This window comes from Rhodococcus opacus B4 (genome assembly GCF_000010805.1).
Taxonomy (GTDB): Bacteria; Actinomycetota; Actinomycetes; order Mycobacteriales; family Mycobacteriaceae; genus Rhodococcus_F; species Rhodococcus_F opacus_C.
Genome location: NC_012522.1, coordinates 2,189,266 through 2,210,683 on the forward strand (window position 1 = coordinate 2,189,266; position 21,418 = coordinate 2,210,683).

The window sequence follows — 21,418 nt, forward strand, 5'->3', positions numbered from 1 at the left end:
CGCTCGGTCGAAGTCGTTCCCGAGAATTCCACACGTTCGGGACGGGGTCAAGCCTCAGCCGGATGCGCCGACGGCGCTCCTCGCGATCGCCAGGTACCGCTCGACCAGCGCGTCGGGCGAAAGCGGCCCGTCCTCCCGGTACCAGGTGGACACCGCGACGCACATCGTGACCACGGCGCGGCTCGCGTCCTCCGGAAACGGCGTCCGGAACAGACCGGCCGACACCCCGTCGCGGACGATGTCGTCCAGCATCTCCTGCTGTTCATCGCGCAGCGCGATGTACGCCTGCCGGCTTTCCGGCTCCATGCTCCGTGTCTCGCGGGACGCGACGAAGGCCTGCTCGCGGCGGTACATATGGAACCGCAGCAGACACTCGATGACCGCGTCGAACCGCTCGCCCGGCGTCGGTCCCGCCTCGGCCACCGCGGCGCGGCTGCGATCGAGGAGTTCCCGCATCACGACATTCGTCAGACCCACCAGCAACGCCTGCTTCGACGGGTAATGGTGATAGAGACCGGGGACCGAGAGCCCCGAACGTGACGCGATCTCACGGATCGACGCGCCGTCGTAGCCCTTCTCGACGAAGGCTGCCAGCGCCGCGGCCAGAACCTTCGACAATCCCTGGTCGGTGTACTCACGCCACGAACTGCCGCGCTGGGTGCCCTCTACCGTCATGGGTCCTACGGTAGAACAGGTACCCGCCGCTCCCCTGCCGTGGTCGCGGGAGTTGACTAGAGTCGAACGAGGTCGCCCAGATCGACAGCCTTCTCCGACAGAGAGCCAGGGACCACCCGATGATCCACGTCCGTCACTCCGCGATCGCAGCCGTGCCGCTCCACGTGGCCTTCTCGTACATCGACGACTACCGGACGGTTCCCGACTGGATGTTCGGAGTCTCGGAATTCCGTCCGATCGGCGAATTCGACCAGGGGCTGGAGTCGACATTCGACGCCGCGATACACATCGGACCGAGCACCCTGCGGTCCCGCCTCGAGGTCACCGAGTGGGTGCAGGACCGGGTCATCACCCTGGCGTCGCTCGACGGTGCCGCCAACTCCTCCACCTGGGAGTTCACCGCGCACGGTGAGGACAAGACCGAGATCAGCGTGGACTTCGCGTACAAACTCCCCGGCGGTCTCGCGGGCAAGGCACTCGGGCTCATCGTCGAACCGTTCGTCGAAACGGCCGTGAAGAACACCGAGGCCACCCTGCGGCAGAACCTCGAGGAGTTGTACGCGAAGCGCGCCCGCTAGCGTCCGGGCAGGAACGCCAGCCGTCCGACCGTCGTCCCCTCGCCGAGGCGTCCGATGCCGTCCGCCACGTCGGTGAGTCCGAGCCGCTCGCTGATCATCGGTTTGATCTCGCCGGCCGCGGCCATCCTCGTCAGCTCGTCGTGACACTCCCGGATGGCGGCGGGGTCGTACGCGTTGTACAGCCCCCAGTGCAGCCCGATGATCGAGTAGTTCTTGATCAGCGCATGGTTCAACCCGGGTGACGGGATGGTGCCGCTCGCGAACCCGATCACGATGATCCGCCCCTCGAACGCGATGCACTTGGTCGACTTCGTGTACGAGTCGCCGCCCACCGGATCGAACACGACGTCCGCACCGCGACCGCCGGTGAAGTCCTTCACGGCCTGGACGAAGTCCTCGCTGTGCCGGTCGATCACGAGGTCGGCACCGAGTTCCCGCGTGTAGGCCGCCTTCTCGGGCCCGCCGACGACACCGATCACCTTGGCGCCTGCCGCCTTGCCCAGTTGCACTGCCGCGCTGCCCACTCCACCGGCCGCGGCCTGCACGAGCAGGGTTTCACCGGGCTGGATCTGTGTTCTGCGGTGCAGCGCAAACCATCCCGTCTGGTACCCGATCGACAGTGCCGATGCTTCGGCGTCGTCGAGGGCCTCCGGGGCGGGGAATGCGGTAGCCGCCGACATGACGGCCAGCTCCGCGAACCCGCCGTTCGGCAGACTCGGCATGCCGATCACGCGGTCGCCGATCGAGAACCCGGCGACACCCTCCCCCAGCTCGACCACCTCGCCGCACAGCTCCACGCCGGGAGTGAACGGAAGCGGAGGCTTGATCTGGTACTCACCGCGGCAGAGCAGCACATCCGGAAAGTTGGCGGCCGCGGAGAGCACCTTGACCAGCAACTCCCCGGGTTTCGGCTCGAGGTCGGGGACGTCCTCGAACGTCAGGACGTCCCGCGGCTGACCCAATTCGTGTACGCGCCACGCCTTCATCGATCAGTCCTTCGGTCCACCGGCGACGTAGACGACCTGACCCGACACGAATCCGGCACCCTCGCTGACGAAGAAGGACGCGGTGTGCGCGATGTCCTCGGGCTGCCCGACGCGGTTGACGGGGATCTGCGACGCAGCCGCCTTCTTGAAGTCCTCGAATCCGACGCCCACTCGCTCCGCGGTCGCGGCGGTCATCTCGGTCTCGATGAATCCGGGCGCGATCGCGTTCGCGGTGACACCGAACTTGCCGAGTTCGAACGCCAGGGTCTTGGTGAAGCCCTGCATGCCGGCCTTCGCGGCGGAGTAGTTGACCTGACCGCGGTTGCCGAGCGCGGACGTGCTGGACAGGTTCACGATACGGCCGAATCCTGCGTCCACCATGTGCTTCTGCACAGCCCGCGACATCAGGAACGCGCCGCGCAGGTGCACGTTCATCACGGCGTCCCAGTCGTCGACGGTCATCTTGAACAGCAGGTTGTCGCGGGTGATTCCGGCGTTGTTGATCAGGATCGTCGGGGCGCCGAGTTCGGTCGCCACCCGTTCCACCGCAGCGGCGACGGACGCCTCGTCGGCGACGTTCGCACCCACGGCCAGGGCTTCGCCGCCCGCGGACTTGATCGCGTCGACGGTGCCGGCACATGCGGCCTCGTCGAGGTCGAGTACGGCGACGGCGTATCCGTCCTCGGCCAGCCGCTTCGCGACGGCGGCGCCGATTCCCCTGGCCGACCCGGTGACGATGGCGGTTCTACGTTCCTGGCTCACTTGTTTCCTCCATGCTGGTTGTTCTCGGTCTTCGTACGGTATTTGCGCAGTTCGCTTCTCGGCCGCGTCAGGACGGCTGGGCCAGGAGCGTCGCCTGGTAGCGGCGCATCCCCCGGATCCATCGGTCGTAGTCGGCGCCCTTGTGCCGGTACATCTCCAGCACCTCGGGGTGCGGAAGGATCAGGAATTGCTCGGCTTCCAATGCGGCGAGCACGCATTCGGCCACCTCGGCGGGCTCGAGCACCGAACCCGCGGTGGTGACGGCGCGTGCGGCGGTGGCCGACAGGGCGGCGTCGTCGGTGAGGAGCTTGGTGTTGACGCCCATCGGGCACAGGCAGCTGACCCGGACGCCTCGGTCGCCGTAGGTGACCGACAGCCATTCGGCGAATCCGACGGCGGCGTGCTTGGTCACCGAGTAGGGGGCGGAACCGATCTGAGTGAGCAGCCCGGCGGCCGATGCCGTGCTGACGAAGTACCCCTCCCCGCGCTCGATCCAGCCGGGAACGAGGCGGCGGGCCGCCCGGATGTGCGCGCGGACGTTCACGTCGAGGGCAAGATCCCACACGGCGTCATCGGGTTCGAGTTGGTCGCCTGCCGCGACACCGGCATTGGCGAAGTAGAGGTCGACGGGCCCGAAGGCCTGCTCCGCTGTGTCGATGACCGTCGCGATGTGAGCGTCGTCGGACGCGTCGCCACCGCGGGCGATCGAGGACCCCGGACACGTCGCGTTGATCCGATCCGACACCGCTTGGGCCGATTCGGCGTCCAGATCGGTGACGACGACCTTGGCGCCTTCGGCGGCGAGCCGCTCCGCGAGTGCACTGCCGATTCCACCTCCGCCACCGGTGACGACGGCGATCTTCTGCGCAACCTGCACGAGATTCCTCCCTGGCGGGGACACGGACGTGGCCCAGTCTTCCACAGAAATGACCTGAATCCGGTGTCGGGTTCAGTTTTGTCGACCTGGACGTTCCCCGCACTCACCCGACCGGGTGGCGTTCAGCCCCGCTCGGGAAACCGCAGCCCGTTCGCCCAGATCCGCGTCGTCGTGAACACGACGTCGTCGAAGTCGACGGGAGTGCCGTCGTCTCCGTTCGTGTTGGCCACGAACACGTTGTACGCCAGCCGGCTGACCATCCCCGACAACGCCCGCGACGCCAGCATCGGGTCCAATTCCTTGTCTGCGATGCCCCGCGCCTGCAGCTCCGCGATACCCCGCGCGTTGCGCGCGATGAACGCGTCGGCCCGCTGACGCCTCAGGTCCGCGAACGCCGGGTCGATGTGCGCCACCTGCTCGAGCAGCCCCATCAGCTTGGCGTTGCGCCGGTAGGCCTCCAGGTAGGCGCGGTTGCTCGCCTCCAGCACCGCATAGGGATCGTCGGTGTCCTGCACCCGCTTCATGCCCGGGTGCATCATGTCTTCCTGCGCAACCTCGAGCACGGCAGCGAAGACCTGCTCCTTGTTGTCGAAGTAGGTGTAGAACGACCCTGTCGAGCAGTTCGCTTCCTTCGTGATGTCGGTGAGCCTGGCATCGAGATACCCGGATCGCTCGAACACCGTCCGCGCGGCCGCCACCAACGCCGCGCGCGTGCGTGCACCGCGAGGGGTCGCCGGAGGCTCCCGCAGCAGATCGGTGGCGGCCATCGACGGGGCGGGCTGGTCATCCCACTCTTCATGGACGGTGCGCGTGGTCATTTCCTACTTATACGCCAGCACGGCAGCCCCGCCCAACCCGGCGCTCAGGTGATCGTGATGCCGCCGTCCACCGCGATCGTCTGACCGGTGACGTACGCCGCGGCGTCCGACGCGAGCCAGACCACGGTCGCGGCCAACTCCTCCGGGTCACCGAGGCGACCGAGAACCAGACGCGACTTCATCGACTCGAGGTACCCGTCCTGATACTGGTCCGTCATCTCCGTCTCGAAGAATCCGGGAGCGATCGCATTCACCCGGATGCCCTTGCGGGTACCCCACTGCTGGGCCAGGTCGCGGGTCAGACCGATCACTCCGGCCTTGCTCGCGGCGTACGCGGCCTGCGGAAGTCCCGCGGTGGTGAGGCCGAGCACGCTCGCGATGTTCACGATCGCGCCGCCCGGCTTCATGACCTTGCCCGCCGCCTGCGCCGCCCAATAGGACCCGTTCAGATTGATGTCGACGACCTGCCGGAACTGCTCCGGCGTCTCCCTCGTCGCGGGCACGGCAGTACCGACGCCGGCGTTGTTGACGAGAACATCCACCCGGCCGAACTTCTCCATCGCCGCGTCGATCATGTTCTGCGCCTGCACCGGGTCGACGATGTCCGTCGCGACGCACAGCGCCTCACGCCCCGCGGCCCGCACCAGTTCGGCGGTCTTCTCGAGACGGTCGGTGCGGCGGGCGGCCAGCACCACGTCGGCGCCGGCCTCCGCCGCCGCCTGTGCGAATGCCACCCCGAGGCCCGACGACGCACCGGTCACGACGACCACCCGATCGGTCAAGCTGAACTTGTCGAGAACGGACATACGAAGCGACTCCTTTGTCGTCGGGCTGGGGGGGTACGGACTCAGAGGCCGAGGTCGCGGCCGATCAGTTCCTTCATGATCTCGTTCGAACCGGCCCAGATCTTGGTGACACGGGCATCCATCCACGCACGGGCGGCACGGTACTCGGTCATGAATCCATAACCACCGTGCAACTGCACGCAGTGGTCGAGGACCTCGTTCTGCACCTGAGCAGTCCACCACTTGGCCTTCGCGGCGTCCACTGCCGTCAGCTCGCCGTCGGCGTGTGCGGCGACGCAGTTGTCGACGTACGCCTGGGTGACCTCGACACGGGTGACGAGGTCGGCGAGAAGGAACTTGTTCCACTGCAGCGACCCGATGGGCTGCCCGAATGCCTTGCGGTCCTTCGCGTACTGGATCGTCTCCTCGAGGATCGGCGCGGCGTGCGCGAGGTTCGAGACGGCGGCGCCGACACGCTCCTGCGGCAGCATCTCCATCATGTGGATGAATCCGCGGTCGATCTCGCCGATGATGTTCGCGGACGGCACGCGCACGTTCTCGAAGAACAGCTCGGCGGTGTCGGACTCGTGCTGGCCGACCTTGTCGAGCTTCCGTCCGCGCTCGAAGCCCTCCATTCCCGTCTCGACGGCGAACAGGGTGATGCCCTTCGACTTCTTCTCGGGACTGGTGCGCGCGGCGACGATCACCAGATCGGCGTTGTAACCGTTGGTGATGAACGTCTTCGATCCGTTGATGATCCAGTCGTCGCCGTCCTTGACGGCCGTCGTCTTGAGCGAGGCGAGGTCGGAACCGCCGGAGGGCTCCGTCATGCCGATCGCGGTGAGCAGTTCACCGGTGCAGAACTTGGGCAGCCAGCGCTGCTTCTGCTCCTCGGTCGTGAGCTGCACGAGGTACGGCGCGACGACGTCGGCGTGAATGCCGAAGCTCGACGACACGGCCGCACTCGCCCGCGAAAGCTCCTCGGCGAGAACCGCGTTGAACCGGTAGTCGCCGGCCTCGCTGCCGCCGTACGCCTCGGGAACCTCGAGTCCCAGGAATCCGTTGCGGCCCGCTTCGAGCCAGATCTCACGGTCGATGAAGCGCTGCGCGATGAGCTTGTCCGCCACCGGCAGCAGGTTGCGGTTCACGAACTCCCGGGCCGATTCGCGGAATGCCTCGTGATCGGGGCCGTACAGGGTGCGTCGCATGACCGCTCCTTCTGGATGTCGAGCTTTGACTGTTTCACGCTTCGATCATGTAAGCGTGTGCTTATTTTCTAAGCGCTTGCTTATACTGATCGCGTGGCGCGGTATTGTCAACAGCCGCGCAGCCGAGGATGGAGAAAGACATGAGCGAATCACCCAGCCAGGTGATCAGCCCGTCCAAGGCTGCCGCCCGGATCCGAGCCGCAGCGGTCGACGCGTTCGCGACCAGCGGATACGGAAGCACCACCACCCGCGAGATCGCCGCCCGCCTCGACATGAGCCCGGCCGCGATGTACCCGCACTACCGCTCCAAGGAAGAACTCCTCTTCGCGATCAGCTACGAAGGCCACACCGCCGCGCTCGACGTGGTGACCGGCGCGGACCTCCCCGACGAGAAACCCTCGACGCGACTGCAGGCGCTGATCGGCGCGTTCGCGAGCTGGCAGGCGACCCACCACGCGCAGGCCCGCGTCGTGCAGTACGAACTCAACGCCCTCACACCCGAGCACTACCGCGACGTGGTCAAGCTGCGCCGCGACATCACCCGCATCGTCCGTTCCGTCGTCGACGCAGGAGCAGCATCCGGCGAATTCACCGTGCCCGACGGCGAAGGCGTCACTCTCGCCCTCATGTCACTGTGCGTCGACATCTGCCGCTGGTTTCCCGCGGGCGCCTACACCGAACCGGAGGCCGTCGCAGACCTCTACGCCGGCCTCGCCATGCGGCTGGTCGGGGCCGCGTAGTTTGCCCCGAGCTATCACCTTGGGTATTGCCTGCGTCGCTGGATCGAGCTAGAATAGAACATACGTTCGATTCGGGGGATTCGGAAGTCGTGGGGGGTCGGGGTGGATACAGGAGCGGTGACTGCGTTTCTGGCCGAGTTGCCGAAACTCGATCGGGATATCGACGATGCGACGCGCATCGATGTGCTCCGGGCACTCGAAGAGGTGAAGGCCGCCTGCGCCGGCGTGCAAGCCCGGGTGACCGCCGACCTCGACGCCTCCATCCGCGCCTCACGCGCAGATCGCGACGTGCCCGTCTCCCAGCGAGGTCGCGGCATCGCCAACCAGGTGGCGCTGGCACGACGGGACTCACCGTTTCGCGGTGGTCGCCATCTCGGAATGGCGACCGCTCTCGCCCACGAGATGCCACACACCTTGGCGCTGCTCGAGCGAGGATTGCTCAGCGAATGGCGAGCAACAATCCTCGTGCGCGAAACTGCCTGCCTGACCAGAGAAGACCGCACGGCGCTCGATTACCTTCTGTGCGGCGACCCGGCGACGTTGGACGGCCTCGGCGACCAGGCGGTGTGCGCGAAAGTTCGCGCTGCTGCCGCGGAAGTCGATGCCGAAGCCGTGGTCCGGCGGGCCCGCAAGGCCGTGTCGGATCGGCGGGTCACCTCCCGTCCCGCACCGGACACCATGGCCTACGTCAGCGCCCTGCTGCCGGTCGCGGAGGGCGTGGCCGTGCATGCCACCCTCGCCCGTGACGCCGATTCGATCCTCGCCGCCGGCGACGACCGCACCCGGTCTCAGATCATGGCCGACCTCCTCGTGTCCCGAGTCACCGGCACGCACCACACGGCGACGACACCACCGATCACCGTGAACCTGGTGATCTCCGACCGCGCCCTCCTCGACGGTGGGTCCGAACCGGCGCACGTGCAGGGATACGGGCCTGTCCCCGCAGATCTGGCGAGGCACTGGATTGCCGAGGCGGTGCAGGACGCGATCGATCCGAACACCGGAAACGCGACGCGCGTAAACCTTCGCCGTCTGTACGCGAACCCGGCGTCGGGGGCGCTGACTGCCACCGAGTCCCAGGCCCGGTGCTTCCCCGCCGGGTTGGCGAGGTTGATCGACCTGCGCGATCGAACCTGCCGGACACCGTGGTGCGATGCCCCGATCCGGCACCACGACCACATCCAGTCCCGCGAATTCGGGGGGCCGACCACCGCACACAACGGCGCCGGCCTGTGCGCTGCCTGCAATTACGCCAAACAAGGCGCAGGATGGAACGCCACCCCTCGTCAGCGGTCCGGAGGACTGCACCATATCGAGATCTACACCCCCACCGGACACCGATACCGATCGACGGCCCCACCACTGCCGAAACCATTGCCATTCCACGAGGTTCAGACCGACTCACCCGTCGAGCGCATCCTCCTCGAATTCCTCCAGGCAGCCTGAACACCGAGCGCTGCGCACTAGACCGAGTGACACACCCGTGCGGTAGCATCTCCGCACGCGGCCGAGGGGGTCCTGTCGAAAGTGGGGGGATGGGAATGAGCAAAACACTGCGTCTGGAAGACGACGCAATCCAACGGTGCGTCGGCATCTGCAACACGATGATCGACCAGATGGATCAGGCGATCAAGAACGCCGACCACCTGAGGTATGTCTCAGGATTCGGCGGATTCGATTCGGCGAAACAACTGCAGACGCGGTACAACGAGAAGTTCAACGGTGGCAGCGGGTCCGGCTCAGTGCGCGAACGATTGAGAGAATTCCGCGATGTCATCCTCACGATGCGTGACACGTTTGCCGCGGGAGGCGAAGCGTTTTCCGACACCGACAGCGCAATCAGTCAGGCACTCGCTGGCATACGAACAGGAGTCGAACAGTGACGCGCAATGCGCTGTGTGGAGTCGCGGTTGCTTCCCTTCTACTGGCGGGATGCAGCACACAGACCGCTAACGGCGAATCCACTCTCACCGAATTACCGACGTCCACTGTGCGCATGCCCAGGCATGTCGATCAATCGGATCGTCCGCAGGTCATCTTCGATCCCTGTCTCGATATCCCTGATTCGACGTTGACCGCGGCCGGGTACGACCCCACGAGCGAAAAGAACGCCGACTTCAAAGGCGGGAGCTACACTTTCCTCGGTTGTAGCTACGACAGCTTCCACAGGCCCGAAGGCTTCTACTACGGCATGAATGTTTTGTCGGGAAACATCAGCTTCGCCGAGGAACAAGAGAAAAAGAAAGACCACTCCACTCCCATCGACATCAACGGGCGAAGAGGTCTTCTAATATTCGACAGCACGGTGACGGATTACTGCGAACTCAGCGTCGAGACTTCTTACGGCGTTCTCGGATTCACGCGGAGCATCTTCTCGGATCACGCAGGCCCCGCGCCTGTGTCCGAGTGGTGCACAGGCCTCGAAGACACAGCTCGAACCTATGAGCCACTCATCCCGAAAGGGGACTGACGATGGCACCGAAGAACCCGCTCGCTCCCTTATTCGATGCGGTACTGCCCAATGGCGCCGGCGATCAGCACCGCACCAAGCTACAGAGGTCCGCGGAGCAACTCGGATCGGAGGATATCGACCCTCCGTACATCACGGCGATGGAGAGTTTCGAAGGGTGGCAGCACTCGGAGATCTATGAGAAGACGCGGGAGATGAACCCTGACGACATCGGCGGGCTCGCTCAGGCCTGCCACGCGATTGTCGGGTCTCTGCCCATTGGCTTCGGGTTCGCACTTCTGAAGAACACGATCGCCGAGAAGTGGGAGGGCGCGGCCGCCGACGCGGCACTCGCGGCGACAGAAACCCTTGCGGGCGCGAGTGACCAGTTGACCTCGGGAGTGCAGGCAATCGGCGTGAAGCTCGATATCTTGAGTAGCGCCGCGCAAGACGTGAAGAACAGCATCCCCGCGCCGGTTTCGGAGCAACCACTCAGCCTCCTCCCCCTGTCGCCCACTGCCGCCGAAGCTCAGGAGACAGCCCGGGATGCCGCGAGGGAGGAGGCCATTCGGAAGCTGCAGAACATCTATGTCCCGAACTACCAGGACGTGGGTACGAACGTTCCGGTCCTCCCAGCACCACATTCACTCAGCGGCGGGCCCGGTTCCGCCGATCCGAATCTCGCTGCGCCGGTCTCGGGCGGCCCCGGCTCCTGGAGCGCAACCGACAGCAGCACCTCCTCCGCCTCGGGCGATGGCGATAAGTCGGTGAACGGCGAGACCCCTGGGGACGGGGCATCCGCGGGAGATGATGCGGCGACTACGTCTGCAGCGAATGCGGAGGCCGCTGCCAGTCAGGCCGCCGTTGCAGGTGCCGGATCCGGTTCGGCCGCACAGACTGCGGCTGCGAATGCGCAGAACGCTTCTGGTGCAGGTTCGCAGCCGGGCGGTGGCGCGGGCGGCGCGGGTTATGGCGGTGTCGGCGGTAGTTCGGGGTCGGGTGCCGGCGGATCGGCAAGCGGGGGCTCCGCATCGAGCACGCGCCGGAAGAACGACAAACGCGACTCCGAGTCCAACTCGGGCGGTGTGGTTCCGGGTGGCCCGATCCCGTCGGGTGGTGCCGCAGCGGGGGCTGGTGCGGCCGCCGCTGCCGCGGCGGCGACGCCGGTGAAGGCGAGTATGAGTCGCCCCGGCATGGGTATGGCACCCGGCATGATGGGTGCGCCCGGCCGGGCAGGCGGAAACGGCGAGGGTGACACTGAGCATCAGACACCGAGCTACCTCATCACCGTCGACAACGGCAACGAACTGATCGGCAAACTCGACCCCGTCGCGCCCCCGGTAATCGGCGCATGAACTGGCTGCTGACGTCAGCCCAGTTCATGTTCCTTTGGGAGGCAACCGATCTCGATCGGATGCCGTACCCGCTGCAGTACCGGTCCGCGGCCGCGACGGAAGACCGGTACGCGATCCAGCAGCGTGAACTGGAGCAGTGGCGGGCCACGCTCGACGAGCCGAAACTGGTCGCGGCGATCCAAGCGCTCCGGAACCCGCAGTTGTCCGTCACGGTGCTCGCCCCCTCCCCCGGACTCGACTCCGGGATTCGGCGGAGGGGCAGCATCCGCGGCCGAACCGCCGTCGTCGCCGAACAGCTACGCGGCGAACCGGGCCGCGGCAACATCCGGATCGACACCGGCGCCGAGAACGTCGACGGGTTCGCCGCCCGACTTCTGGACGACCTGCCCGATTGCGCTCCCGGACGAACCCCGTCGCTGACGGCGCACCCTGACGACGTCCAGAACCGAGGCACCGGCACTTCCGTCCTGCAGAACGCCCGAGCATCCGACGGCACTCTTCTGCGACGGATCGTCGGCCGACCGCGAACCGGCATCGGATACATCTGCATCCGCGGTGCGCGCAGCGGACTCGACGAGCCTGTTCTGGGCGAACTGACGTGGATCGACGTGGAAGCGGACGGCCGGTACCTCTATCACCAGGACGATCGTGTTCACCTGCGGTCGGCGACGGTCCGGGTGGTTCGCGACGAGCTGTCGAAACGCGTGTCCGCAGCCCTTGCCAACCCTTCGCCGACCCGAGGCTGAGCGTTACCCTTGTCCCATGACCGATCGGGACAGGGACGGGACGGGGAAACCCCTCAACGCACGCCCCCGCGACGAGCTCGGCCGGCCCCTGCCCCACTACGCCGAAGGTGTGCCGCGCATCCCCGACGACCTGCGGTTGCCGCCCGACGAGGCGATCACCGAGGCCCAGCGGCTACTCGACCACGGCATGCCGTTCCACGCCCACGAAATCCTCGAAGGTACCTGGAAGATCGCCCCCGAGGACGAGCGGGAACTGTGGCAGGGGCTCGCGCAGCTCGCGGTGGGTCTGACCCACCTGATGCGGGGCAACAAGACCGGTGCGCGGTCGCTGCTGCGCCAGGGCCACGACCGGATCCGACACTACGAGGTGGAGGCGCCACACGGCCTCGACATCGCCGGCCTCCTGACGTGGTCGGAACACCTGACGGACGAGATCGATCGCGTCGACCCGTTACCGGCGACGCCCGTACCCCGATTGAGAATCCCCTGATGACTCTGCTCCCCATGTTCCCGCTGGGCTCGACCATGCTGCCCGGTCAGCAGCTCCCCCTCCACGTCTTCGAACCCCGCTACCAGGAACTGGTCCGTGACTGCCTGGCCGCACCGGACGGTCCCCGATTCGGGGTGGTGCTCATTGCTCGCGGCAACGAGGTGGGCGGCGGCGACGTTCGCCACGATGTGGGCACGATCGCGCGGATCGAGTCCCACGCGTCGATCGGCGACGGACGATACGAGTTGTTCTGCCGCACCGAGGAACGCATCAAGGTGTCGAAGTGGTTGCCGGACAATCCGTATCCGATCGCCGAGGTGGATGTGTGGCCGGACGAGAACACCGGCACCCAGACGGCGGACTACGAATTCCCGTCGCTGATCGAGAGACTCGAATTCTTGTACGGCCTCCTCCGCCGTCTCGCAACGGAGACCGGGAACGTCCCACCCGACGTTCCGGTCATCGGCGGGTTCCGCGGTTCGCTCGGCACGAGGCTGTACGAGGTCGCCACCTACATTCCGATGGGCGACGCCGACCGCCTGCAGATCCTCGCCGCGGCCGGCGCGGACGAGCGCTTGCGGGAGGTCTCCGAGGCGATCGAGAACGCCATCGAAATGGTCCAGTTCCGGCTGATGTGACCTAGCCCTCCCCGGGGTTGGTCAAGAGCACTCCGGGAAGGGTGTAGTGTTGTCAATGCAACGCGGGGTGGAGCAGCTCGGTAGCTCGCTGGGCTCATAACCCAGAGGTCGCAGGTTCAAATCCTGTCCCCGCTACCAAGTGGAAACGGCTCCGGAGATTCATTCTCCGGGGCCGTTTTCGTTGTCCCACATCCTCCAGGACTAGAACGTATTCTCGTACGTGAGGCCTCAGGAGGGACCGTGCAGCTCGCCGACGTCGATCTTTACAACCCGGACACCTTCGTGCAGGGCGTACCCCACGAGATGTTCGCCACGTTGCGGCGCGAGGCTCCCGTCTACCGGCACCTCGACGAGCGCGGCGACCCCTTCTGGTGCGTCACCCGGCATGCCGACATCGTGACGGTGAACCGGGACGCCGAGACGTATTCGTCGTGGCGGGGCGCCACCTACATCGACGATCTGGCCCCGGACGACCTGGCGGGCCAACAGTTGATGATGCTGAACATGGATCCGCCGGACCACACGGCGCTGCGCAAGATCGTCAGCAAGGGCTTCACACCCCGCCGCATCGGCCAGTTGCACGAGATTCTCGCGCGGCGGGCCACGAGCATCGTCGATGCGGTGATCGAGCGCGGTGAGTGCGACTTCGTCGTCGATGTCGCGTCCGAACTGCCGCTTCAGGCGATCGCCGACTTCCTGGGCGTGCCCCAGGAGGACCGCAAGCTCATCTTCGATCTGACGAATCAGATGATCGGCTCGTCCGATCCCGAATTCCATCTCGAGGAAGGTCAGGAACGCGCGGCGGCCGGCCAGATGTTCGCCTACAGCCTGGAGATGTTCGAGGACCGCAGGCGGCACCCACGGGACGACATCGCGACAGCCCTCATCGAGGCCGATGTGCACGGCGAGAAGCTGGGCGAACTCGATTTCAACATGTTCTTCATGCTGCTCGCGGTCGCCGGCAACGAGACCACTCGCAACGCCATCTCGCACACCCAGCTGGCGCTGATGGAGCATCCCGAGGAGCGCCGCAAGGTGCTCGAGGATCCGTCGAAGCTCGACGCCCTGATCGAGGAGGGGTTGCGCTGGGCCACACCGGTGATGCAGTTCCGCCGGACCGCGACCAGGGACACGGTGCTGCGCGACGTCGACATCTCCGAGGGCGACCGGGTGGTCATCTGGCACATGTCGGGAAACCGTGACGAGGCGGTGTTCGACGATCCGTACACGTTCGACATCGACCGGCCCACCGGCCACTACTCGCAGCACATCGCGTTCGGTGGCGGCGGTCACCATTTCTGTCTCGGCGCCAACCTCGCTCGCGCCGAGATGAAGGTGATGCTGAGCGAGATTCTGCGTCGGATGCCCGACATGGAGCAGACGGCGCCGGCCCAGCGGCTGCGCTCCAACTTCATCAACGGGCTGAAGCACTTGCCGGTGGCATTCACACCCGGACCGATCCCCTAATTTGCCTCTTGCCGGGGTACCTCACCGTGCAATGATCTGAGTCGTCGAGTTCGGACCACGAAGGGGCATCATGCAGCATCGAGAATCGTCCTTCGCCGGCGTCGGCGGAATCCCCATCGTCTACGACGTGTGGCTTCCCGAGCGGCGCCCGCGCGGCGTGCTGGTGCTGTGCCACGGCTTCGGCGAGCACGCCCGGCGCTACGACCACGTGATCGAGCGGCTCGGCGAACTCGACCTCGCGATCTACGCGCCGGACCACCGCGGACACGGGCGATCGGGCGGCAAACGGGTCCATCTGAAGGACTGGCGCGAGTTCACCGACGACCTGCACCAGTTGTTCGGCATCGCGTCGACGGATTGGCCGGGCACCGACCGGTTCCTCCTCGGGCACAGCATGGGCGGTTCCATCGCACTGACGTACGCGCTCGACCACCAGCAGGACCTGACGGCACTCATGCTGTCCGGGCCCGCCGTCGACGTGACGAGCGGAACACCACGCGTGGTGGTCGAGATCGGCAAGCTGGTGGGCCGCTTCCTCCCCGGAGTGCCCGTCGAGTCGCTCGACGCGAAGCTGGTGTCCCGCGATCCGGCGGTCGTGGCGGCCTACGAGGAGGATCCCCTCGTCCATCACGGGAAGGTGCCTGCGGGGATTGCGCGCGGAATGATTCTCGCGGCCGAACATCTGCCGGAGCGCCTGCCGTCGTTGAAAGTTCCCCTGCTGCTGCAGCACGGCCGGGACGACGGCCTCGCGAGCGTGCACGGCACGGAACTCATCGCGGAGTACGCCGGTTCGGAGGACCTCACGGTGGAGATCTACGAAAACCTGTTCCACGAGGTGTTCAACGAACCGGAGAACGAGGAGGTACTCGACGATCTCGTCGAGTGGTTGCGGCCGCGCGTTCAGGCCTGACCCGGCCGGGGTGTTCTGCACCCCCGGACGCGGGATGCCAGGATGGGCTGATGAAACGTCACGTCACCGCCACTCTGGACATCGAGGTCACCGACGCCACCAGTCTCGAATTCAAGATCGCGGTGGCCCGGACCCCCGGTTCGGAGCTCTCGGAGTCGCTGATGTTCACCCTCGACGGCAATCCGGTCGAGGCCCGAGAGATGGTGGCGGAACACGGTACTCGCGTGCACCTGCTGGACAGCCCACGCGGCTCGCTGCACGTCGAGTACTCGGCTTCGGTTCTGGGCAAGGCTGATTCGCCGCCGGTCACCGACTATGACCTCTCGAAGTACCTGCGCCCGAGCCGATATGCCGAGGCGGACAAGTTCTTCGGTTTCACCGGCGGGGAGTTCAACCTGTCCAAGCCGCACCCGGAGCTGCTGCAGGACATCACCACCTGGGTGGGGTCGCGGCTGCTGTACCAGGCGGGGTCGAGCAGATCCACCGACAGTGCCGTCGACACGATGCTGTCGGGGGCCGGGGTGTGCCGTGACTTCGCCCACCTCACGGTGGCACTCTTGCGGGCGGTCACCATTCCGGCGCGGCTGGCAGCGGTGTACGCGCCGGGGTGCGATCCGATGGACTTCCATGCCGTCGTCGAGGCGTTCGTCGATGACGAGTGGCGAGTGGTCGACGCCACCCGTCTGGCCCCGCGTTCCGCACTGCTGCGGATCGCGACGGGTCGCGACGCCGCGGACACCGCGTTCCTGGACAATCACGGCGGGGCGATCACACTCGAGAACACCGTGGTGACCGCCGTCGTCGATGGCGAGTTCCCGTCCGACGACTATTCGACACCCACCTCGCTGACGTGACGAGTCAGGTTGCTTCCGTGAGCCTTTCGGTGAGTACGCCCAGCTGAATCTTGCTGGCGTCGGCGTGCACCGCGCGGCCGGCGTCGGTGACGTCGACGAAGACGCCCCGCCGGTCCGCCTCGCACAGCGCCCTGGCGACCAGGCCCGCCTTCTCCAGCCGGGCAACGCTCCGGGACAGCGCACTGGGGCTGAGGTACATCTCGGCCGCGAGGTCCTGCATCCGAGGCCGGTCGCAGGTGGCGTCCATCAACCGGTCGAGTGTCTCGAAATCGCTCATACTCAACCCGTGCGCGTGTTGCATCTCACGATCCAATTCGCAGGCGATCGAGTTGTACCTGCTCGCGAGCAGCCGCCACGTGCCGCGCAGGTCCGCTTCTGAGCTCATGATCCGCACCCTAGCGCCCACACCAAAAACGTGCAAGCGAATTAAATGCAAACGAAATTAGTGCTTGCGCATTGATTGCACGTGCATTTACATTCTCCCTGTGACTATCACCGATGCCACCACCGCCCCGTCGACCGACCAGGCCTGGACTCCCCGTCTCTGGGGCGTCCTGGCCGTGCTGTGCCTCGTGATGTTCCTCGACGGTCTCGACGTCTCGATGGTGGGTGTTGCGTTGCCCTCCATCGGAACCGAACTCGGGCTGTCGACCACCTCGCTGCAATGGATCATCAACGGATACGTCCTCGGATTCGGTGGCCTGTTGCTGCTGGGCGGGCGCACCGCCGACCTCCTCGGACGCCGCCGCGTCTTCCTGATCGCGCTGACCGTGTTCGCGATCGCGTCCCTGGTCGGCGGGCTCGTCGACAACGGCACGCTGCTCATCGCGAGCCGCTTCGTGAAGGGACTCGCCGCCGCGTTCACCGCACCGACCGCGATGTCGATCCTCACCACCACGTTCAGGGAGGGGCCCGCCCGTAACCGGGCGCTGTCGATCTTCTCCGTCTTCGGAGCCAGCGGCTATTCGTCCGGCCTGATCCTGGGCGGGCTGCTGACCAGCGCCGGGTGGCGCTGGACGTTCCTGATGCCGGTGCCGTTCGCGGTGCTCGCCCTGGTCGCCGGCACCGTCCTGATCCCCCGCGACCGCGCCGCCGACAACGGCGGGCACGACATCGTCGGAGCCGCCACGCTGGTCTCGGGCATGCTGCTCGCCGTCTACACCGTCGTGTCGGCGCCGGCCCGCGGCTGGGCCGATCCGCTCACGCTGGGCTCGTTCGCACTGGCCGCTGCGCTGCTTGCGTCGTTCTTCGTCGTGGAGAACCGGGTCGCGCACCCGCTCGTGCGCCTGAGCATTCTGCGGGTCGGCTCGATCGTGCGGGCGAACCTCAGCATCGTCGCGCTGTTCGGCTCCTACCTGAGCTTCCAGTTCATGATGACCATCTTCCTGCAGTCGGTGCTCGGCTGGTCGCCGCTGGAGATGGCGCTGGGACTCCTCCCCGCAGGCATCATCGTGGCGTTCGGGTCGCCGTTCGTGGGCCGTCTGATCGACGTGTTCGGCACCGCCCGCATGATCATCGCGGCACTCACCTCGCTGAGCCTCGGCTACCTGTGGTTCCTCTTCGCCGGGAGCGATCAGCCCCACTACACGGTCGCGATCCTGCCGAGCGTGGTGCTGCTGGGCGTCGGTTTCGCACTGGGCTTCACGTCGATCATGGCCCAGGCCACGTCGGGCGTGGACGACTCCGAGCAGGGGTTGGCGTCGGGGCTCGTGCAGACGTCCGCACAGGTCGGTGCCGCGCTCGTACTGGCGCTGACCACCGCGCTCGTCACCGCGGGCTCGCACACCGCCACCGGCATCAGCGGCGCCGGGTTCCACCAGTTCCACTCCGGCCTCGTACTGGTCACGGGAGTCGCCCTGCTGGGACTGCTGATCACGGTGTCACCGCTGCTGCGCCGGGTGCTCAACCCCGCATAGTCCGCTCAGGCCGAGTGCCGCTTCGACTCCGTGAGCGCGCGGGACGCGAAGTCGACGGTGAGCCCGATGATCGTGCGGCTCTCCCGCAACGCCTTGCCGATCACCGGAAACGCGTGGATCTGCCCACTCCAGAGGTGGGTCTCGATCTGCCGGCCCGCACGATCGAAGTTGTCGGTGAGGATTTCGACGTCGGGCCGCATGATCTCGTACTCGGCGGCGGTGAGGAAGACGGGCGGGAACAATCCCGGGTCGGCGTTCACGGGAGACTCGGCGCCCGGAATCTTGTCGGGCCCGGCCAGCCAGCGGTCCTTCAGCTTCGCCACCTGCGACATCGGCAGATACGCGTCGCGCTTCATGAAATCGGGGTCGTGATCCTCGAGGTCGAGGTTGAGCAGCGGGGAGTATCCGATGACGGCCGCCGGCCGGGTGATGCCCCGCAACGCGGCGACTTCGGCGACCTTCATCGCGAGGTACCCGCCCGCCGAATCGCCCGCGACGATCACCCGGGTGGGGTCGTCGCAGACTTTCAGCACCTCGGTGTATGCGGTCATCGCGTCCACCAGGGACGCGCCGATCGCCCCCTTGGGGAGCTGCCGGTACTCGACCGAGACGACGGGCGCACCCGAACGCGCGGCGAGCAGCCCGCACAGCGCCCGGTGGGTGGCGAGCCCGCAGAACACGAATCCACCGCCGTGGAAGTAGAGGATGGTGGCGCCGTCCATCGAGGTGACCGTGGGTCGCGGGTGGGTGATCTTCTCGCACGGCACTCCGCCGAGCGAGATCGCCTCGATGTCGAGCCCCTTCGGCTTGGGCAACCGGTCGATGAGCTCGTCGAGGGCCGCCAGCAGTTCGATGCCGCGGTCCGTGGTCGGCCATATCGTGAACAGCGGTTTGACGAAGGCCCTGGCGAACCAGAACGTCAGGCGCGCCGGTCGGCTGACATCCCAGTGCCACACGATCGAATTACGCGTTCGCATACTGCCCTCCGTGATATCGGACGCTCATCCAGCTACGGAACACCTCCCGCCACGGTAAGTCGAAGCCGCCCGTTACCGAGCGACTTCGACCTAATTTCGGTCCGATTACCGGAAGTTCACCGGCCGAGCCGCTGCTTGAGTCTCGCGATGATCTCCGTCGCCACCTGCGTGGGCGAACCGCCGACGTCCACCACGATGGCATCCTCGTCGGGCTCGATCGGCTCGAGCGTCGAGATCTGCGTGTCCAGCAACGACGGGGGCATGAAGTGGTCCAGGCGGGCGGTCAGCCGTTCCCCGATCTGCGCCCGCGACCCGGCGAGATGCACGAACACGACGTTGTCGCCGCGCAGGACGTCGCGGTAGCTGCGCTTGAGCGCCGAACAGGTGATCACCCCCGGAAGACCGTTGTCGGTGTGCTCCCGGATCCATCCTGCGACGAGATCGAGCCACGGCCAGCGGTCCTCGTCGGTCAACGGCTGCCCCGACGCCATCTTCGCGACGTTCGCGGGAGGATGCAGAGCATCCCCCTCCTGCAGATCCCAGCCCATTGCGCCGGCGATGATTCCCGCGACCGTCGACTTCCCGGACCCGGACACGCCCATCAGCACCAGGACGGGTTCCGCGGTCTGCGGGGTGCGTCCTGCCGGTTCGCGCGTACTCACGTGCATTTCACCAACCTCACTCGACATTCTCGACCCCTTTTAGATGAATACGCTCAGCGCGAGGACACCGGCCAGACCGGTGACGGAGATGATGCATTCCATCACCGTCCACGTCTTCAGGTTCTGTACCACCGTGACGCCGAGGTATTCCTTCACCAGCCAGAATCCCGCGTCGTTGACGTGCGACAGGAACAGCGAGCCGGAGCCGATCGCCAGCACCATCAGCGAGACGTGCGTGGACGTCAGCTCGGCGGCGACGGGCGCGAGGATGCCGGACGCGGTGACGGTCGCGACGGTGGCCGATCCGGTGGCGACACGGATCAGCACGGCCACGAGCCAGGCGAGGAACAGGACGGGCAGGGCACTGCCCTTGATCGCTTCGGCGATCACGTCGGCGATGCCGGTGTCGATCAGGACCTGCTTGAATCCGCCACCCGCACCGACGATGAGGAGGATTCCGGCGATCGGAGGCAGCGAGCTCTCCAGCGAGGCCGCGAGAGCGTTGCGGTCCATGCCGCCGCCCCGGCCGAGGAGCAGCATTCCGGCGAGCACCGCGAGTCCGAGGGCCACGACCGGCGTTCCGAGGAAGTCGAGCAGTGCCTTCGCGGGCGACTCCGAGTCGGGGGCGGCCACGTCGGCGACCGCCTTGCCCAGCATCAGGACGACCGGGAGCAGGATGGCGGAGAGGGTGGCCGCGAAGCTGGGGCGGCGACGCTCGGCGGCGGCCTCGGCGCCTTCCCGGTCTTCGGTGGTCACGTAGAGCTCGGGAACGGGGACGTCCACCCAGCGGGCGGCCAGCTTGCTGAACAGCGGTCCGGCGACGATGACGGTGGGAATCGCGACGACGACGCCGAGCGCGAGGGTGAGTCCGAGGTTCGCGTTGAGCGCCGCCACCGCGACCAGCGGCCCGGGGTGGGGCGGAACGAGACCGTGCATGGCGGACAGGCCCGCCAGGGTGGGAATCGCGATGCGCATCAGCGACAGCCCCGAACGGCGCGCGACGAGAATGATGACGGGCATCAGCAGCACGAGGCCGATCTCGAAGAACATCGGCAGGCCGATCACCGCGCCGACCAGTGCCATCATCCAGGGCAGCGTCCGCGGTCCGGCGCGCCCGACGAGGGTGTCGACGACGCGGTCGGCGCCGCCCGAATCGGCGAGCAGCTTGCCGAACATGGCACCGAATCCGATCAGGATTCCGACGCTGCCCATCGTGGCGCCGAAGCCCTCGACGAACGATTTCACCGAGTCCGAAGCGCCGAGACCTGCGCCGATACCGACGCCGACGGCGCCGATCGACAGCGCGAGGAACGGGTGGAGTTTGAGCCAGGTGATCAGCGCGATGATGACGGCGACGCCGACGACGGCAGCCGTGATCAGCTGCGCGTCGCTGCCGGCGCTGTCGGCCGCTGCGAGTAGTGACGCGGTACTCATTCTGTTGCTCCAGGGAGATCGGTGTTGGAATGACCCTTGCTCGTGACTCAGGTCACTCTGCCTCATAAACCATACGATTTCAAGGCGTGCT

The 21,418-nt window shown here is 66.5% G+C and carries 24 protein-coding genes and 1 tRNA gene; 14 read left to right on the forward strand and 11 right to left on the reverse strand.

Annotated elements, in window-relative coordinates; genetic code table 11:
• Positions 1-54: 54 nt before the first annotated feature.
• The gene (locus tag ROP_RS10215; RefSeq protein ID WP_012689257.1) at positions 55-675 is read right to left on the reverse strand and encodes a TetR/AcrR family transcriptional regulator; all 621 of its coding nucleotides are present in this window, start codon (positions 673-675) and stop codon (positions 55-57) included.
• 119 nt (positions 676-794) lie between these two features.
• Here ROP_RS10215 and ROP_RS10220 point away from each other — a divergent pair, with 119 nt between their 5' ends.
• Positions 795-1,253: an SRPBCC family protein gene (locus ROP_RS10220; RefSeq protein ID WP_012689258.1), complete on the forward strand. Its 459-nt coding sequence runs from the start codon at positions 795-797 to the stop codon at positions 1,251-1,253.
• Here the strand turns inward: ROP_RS10220 and ROP_RS10225 are convergent.
• The 6 genes from ROP_RS10225 to ROP_RS10250 all read right to left on the reverse strand — a co-directional run bounded on the left by ROP_RS10225 (position 1,250) and on the right by ROP_RS10250 (position 6,689).
• Entirely contained in the window at positions 1,250-2,239 is a 990-nt protein-coding gene (locus ROP_RS10225; RefSeq protein ID WP_012689259.1) for an NADPH:quinone oxidoreductase family protein, read from the reverse strand. The genes ROP_RS10220 and ROP_RS10225 overlap by 4 nt on opposite strands.
• Positions 2,240-2,242: 3 nt before the next feature.
• Positions 2,243-3,001, reverse strand: a complete 759-nt coding sequence (gene fabG, locus ROP_RS10230; RefSeq protein WP_012689260.1) for a 3-oxoacyl-ACP reductase FabG — start codon at positions 2,999-3,001, stop codon at positions 2,243-2,245.
• Positions 3,002-3,068: 67 nt separating this feature from the next.
• The gene (locus ROP_RS10235; protein ID WP_012689261.1) at positions 3,069-3,878 is read right to left on the reverse strand and encodes an SDR family oxidoreductase; all 810 of its coding nucleotides are present in this window, start codon (positions 3,876-3,878) and stop codon (positions 3,069-3,071) included.
• Between the two features lie 122 nt (positions 3,879-4,000).
• Positions 4,001-4,696: a TetR/AcrR family transcriptional regulator gene (locus ROP_RS10240; protein WP_012689262.1), complete on the reverse strand. Its 696-nt coding sequence runs from the start codon at positions 4,694-4,696 to the stop codon at positions 4,001-4,003.
• A gap of 44 nt (positions 4,697-4,740) precedes the next feature.
• A complete protein-coding gene (locus ROP_RS10245; protein WP_012689263.1) occupies positions 4,741-5,502 on the reverse strand; it encodes an SDR family NAD(P)-dependent oxidoreductase in 762 nt (253 codons plus the stop codon).
• Between the two features lie 41 nt (positions 5,503-5,543).
• Positions 5,544-6,689 carry an acyl-CoA dehydrogenase family protein gene (locus tag ROP_RS10250; protein WP_012689264.1) on the reverse strand — a complete coding sequence of 382 codons (1,146 nt, stop codon included), beginning with the start codon at positions 6,687-6,689 and terminating at the stop codon, positions 5,544-5,546.
• Positions 6,690-6,829: 140 nt separating this feature from the next.
• On the opposite strand from ROP_RS10250, the gene ROP_RS10255 reads away from it, so the two are divergent.
• The 12 genes from ROP_RS10255 to ROP_RS10310 all read left to right on the forward strand — a co-directional run bounded on the left by ROP_RS10255 (position 6,830) and on the right by ROP_RS10310 (position 16,338).
• Positions 6,830-7,429 (forward strand): TetR/AcrR family transcriptional regulator, encoded by a 600-nt coding sequence (locus tag ROP_RS10255; protein WP_012689265.1) that lies wholly within the window; start codon positions 6,830-6,832, stop codon positions 7,427-7,429.
• 102 nt (positions 7,430-7,531) lie between these two features.
• Entirely contained in the window at positions 7,532-8,875 is a 1,344-nt protein-coding gene (locus tag ROP_RS10260; RefSeq protein WP_012689266.1) for an HNH endonuclease, read from the forward strand.
• Between the two features lie 95 nt (positions 8,876-8,970).
• The gene (locus tag ROP_RS10265) at positions 8,971-9,312 is read left to right on the forward strand and encodes a hypothetical protein (protein WP_231868878.1); all 342 of its coding nucleotides are present in this window, start codon (positions 8,971-8,973) and stop codon (positions 9,310-9,312) included.
• Positions 9,309-9,899, forward strand: a complete 591-nt coding sequence (locus tag ROP_RS10270; protein WP_012689268.1) for a DUF3558 domain-containing protein — start codon at positions 9,309-9,311, stop codon at positions 9,897-9,899. Before ROP_RS10265 ends, ROP_RS10270 begins: the two co-directional genes overlap by 4 nt.
• Positions 9,900-9,901: 2 nt before the next feature.
• The gene (locus ROP_RS10275; RefSeq protein WP_012689269.1) at positions 9,902-11,233 is read left to right on the forward strand and encodes a hypothetical protein; all 1,332 of its coding nucleotides are present in this window, start codon (positions 9,902-9,904) and stop codon (positions 11,231-11,233) included.
• A complete protein-coding gene (locus ROP_RS10280) occupies positions 11,230-11,979 on the forward strand; it encodes an ESX secretion-associated protein EspG (RefSeq protein ID WP_012689270.1) in 750 nt (249 codons plus the stop codon). The genes ROP_RS10275 and ROP_RS10280 overlap by 4 nt, the downstream gene beginning before the upstream one ends.
• 16 nt (positions 11,980-11,995) lie before the next feature.
• Positions 11,996-12,469: a DUF309 domain-containing protein gene (locus tag ROP_RS10285; RefSeq protein WP_012689271.1), complete on the forward strand. Its 474-nt coding sequence runs from the start codon at positions 11,996-11,998 to the stop codon at positions 12,467-12,469.
• Complete coding sequence (locus ROP_RS10290; protein WP_012689272.1) at positions 12,469-13,107, forward strand: LON peptidase substrate-binding domain-containing protein; 639 nt, start codon at positions 12,469-12,471, stop codon at positions 13,105-13,107. The genes ROP_RS10285 and ROP_RS10290 overlap by 1 nt, the downstream gene beginning before the upstream one ends.
• A gap of 61 nt (positions 13,108-13,168) precedes the next feature.
• Positions 13,169-13,245, forward strand: a tRNA-Met gene (locus tag ROP_RS10295).
• 102 nt (positions 13,246-13,347) lie between these two features.
• On the forward strand, positions 13,348-14,574 hold the full coding sequence (locus ROP_RS10300) for a cytochrome P450 (protein ID WP_012689273.1): 1,227 nt from the start codon (positions 13,348-13,350) through the stop codon (positions 14,572-14,574).
• Positions 14,575-14,644: 70 nt separating this feature from the next.
• On the forward strand, positions 14,645-15,484 hold the full coding sequence (locus ROP_RS10305; protein ID WP_012689274.1) for an alpha/beta hydrolase: 840 nt from the start codon (positions 14,645-14,647) through the stop codon (positions 15,482-15,484).
• A 50-nt stretch (positions 15,485-15,534) separates the two neighbouring features.
• A complete protein-coding gene (locus ROP_RS10310) occupies positions 15,535-16,338 on the forward strand; it encodes a transglutaminase-like domain-containing protein (RefSeq protein WP_012689275.1) in 804 nt (267 codons plus the stop codon).
• 4 nt (positions 16,339-16,342) lie between these two features.
• On the opposite strand, the gene ROP_RS10315 is transcribed toward ROP_RS10310, so the two are convergent.
• Positions 16,343-16,723, reverse strand: coding sequence for a MarR family winged helix-turn-helix transcriptional regulator (locus tag ROP_RS10315; RefSeq protein WP_043826419.1), 381 nt, complete (start codon positions 16,721-16,723; stop codon positions 16,343-16,345).
• A gap of 64 nt (positions 16,724-16,787) precedes the next feature.
• Here ROP_RS10315 and ROP_RS10320 point away from each other — a divergent pair, with 64 nt between their 5' ends.
• Entirely contained in the window at positions 16,788-18,254 is a 1,467-nt protein-coding gene (locus ROP_RS10320) for an MFS transporter (protein ID WP_043824532.1), read from the forward strand.
• Between the two features lie 5 nt (positions 18,255-18,259).
• Here ROP_RS10320 and ROP_RS10325 read toward each other — a convergent pair whose 3' ends face one another.
• From ROP_RS10325 to ROP_RS10335, 3 genes are all read right to left on the reverse strand, one after another.
• Positions 18,260-19,231: an alpha/beta hydrolase gene (locus ROP_RS10325; protein WP_043824534.1), complete on the reverse strand. Its 972-nt coding sequence runs from the start codon at positions 19,229-19,231 to the stop codon at positions 18,260-18,262.
• 116 nt (positions 19,232-19,347) lie between these two features.
• On the reverse strand, positions 19,348-19,899 hold the full coding sequence (locus tag ROP_RS10330) for a gluconokinase (protein ID WP_043824536.1): 552 nt from the start codon (positions 19,897-19,899) through the stop codon (positions 19,348-19,350).
• A gap of 33 nt (positions 19,900-19,932) precedes the next feature.
• On the reverse strand, positions 19,933-21,327 hold the full coding sequence (locus tag ROP_RS10335) for a GntP family permease (protein ID WP_012689280.1): 1,395 nt from the start codon (positions 21,325-21,327) through the stop codon (positions 19,933-19,935).
• Positions 21,328-21,418 lie beyond the last annotated feature (91 nt).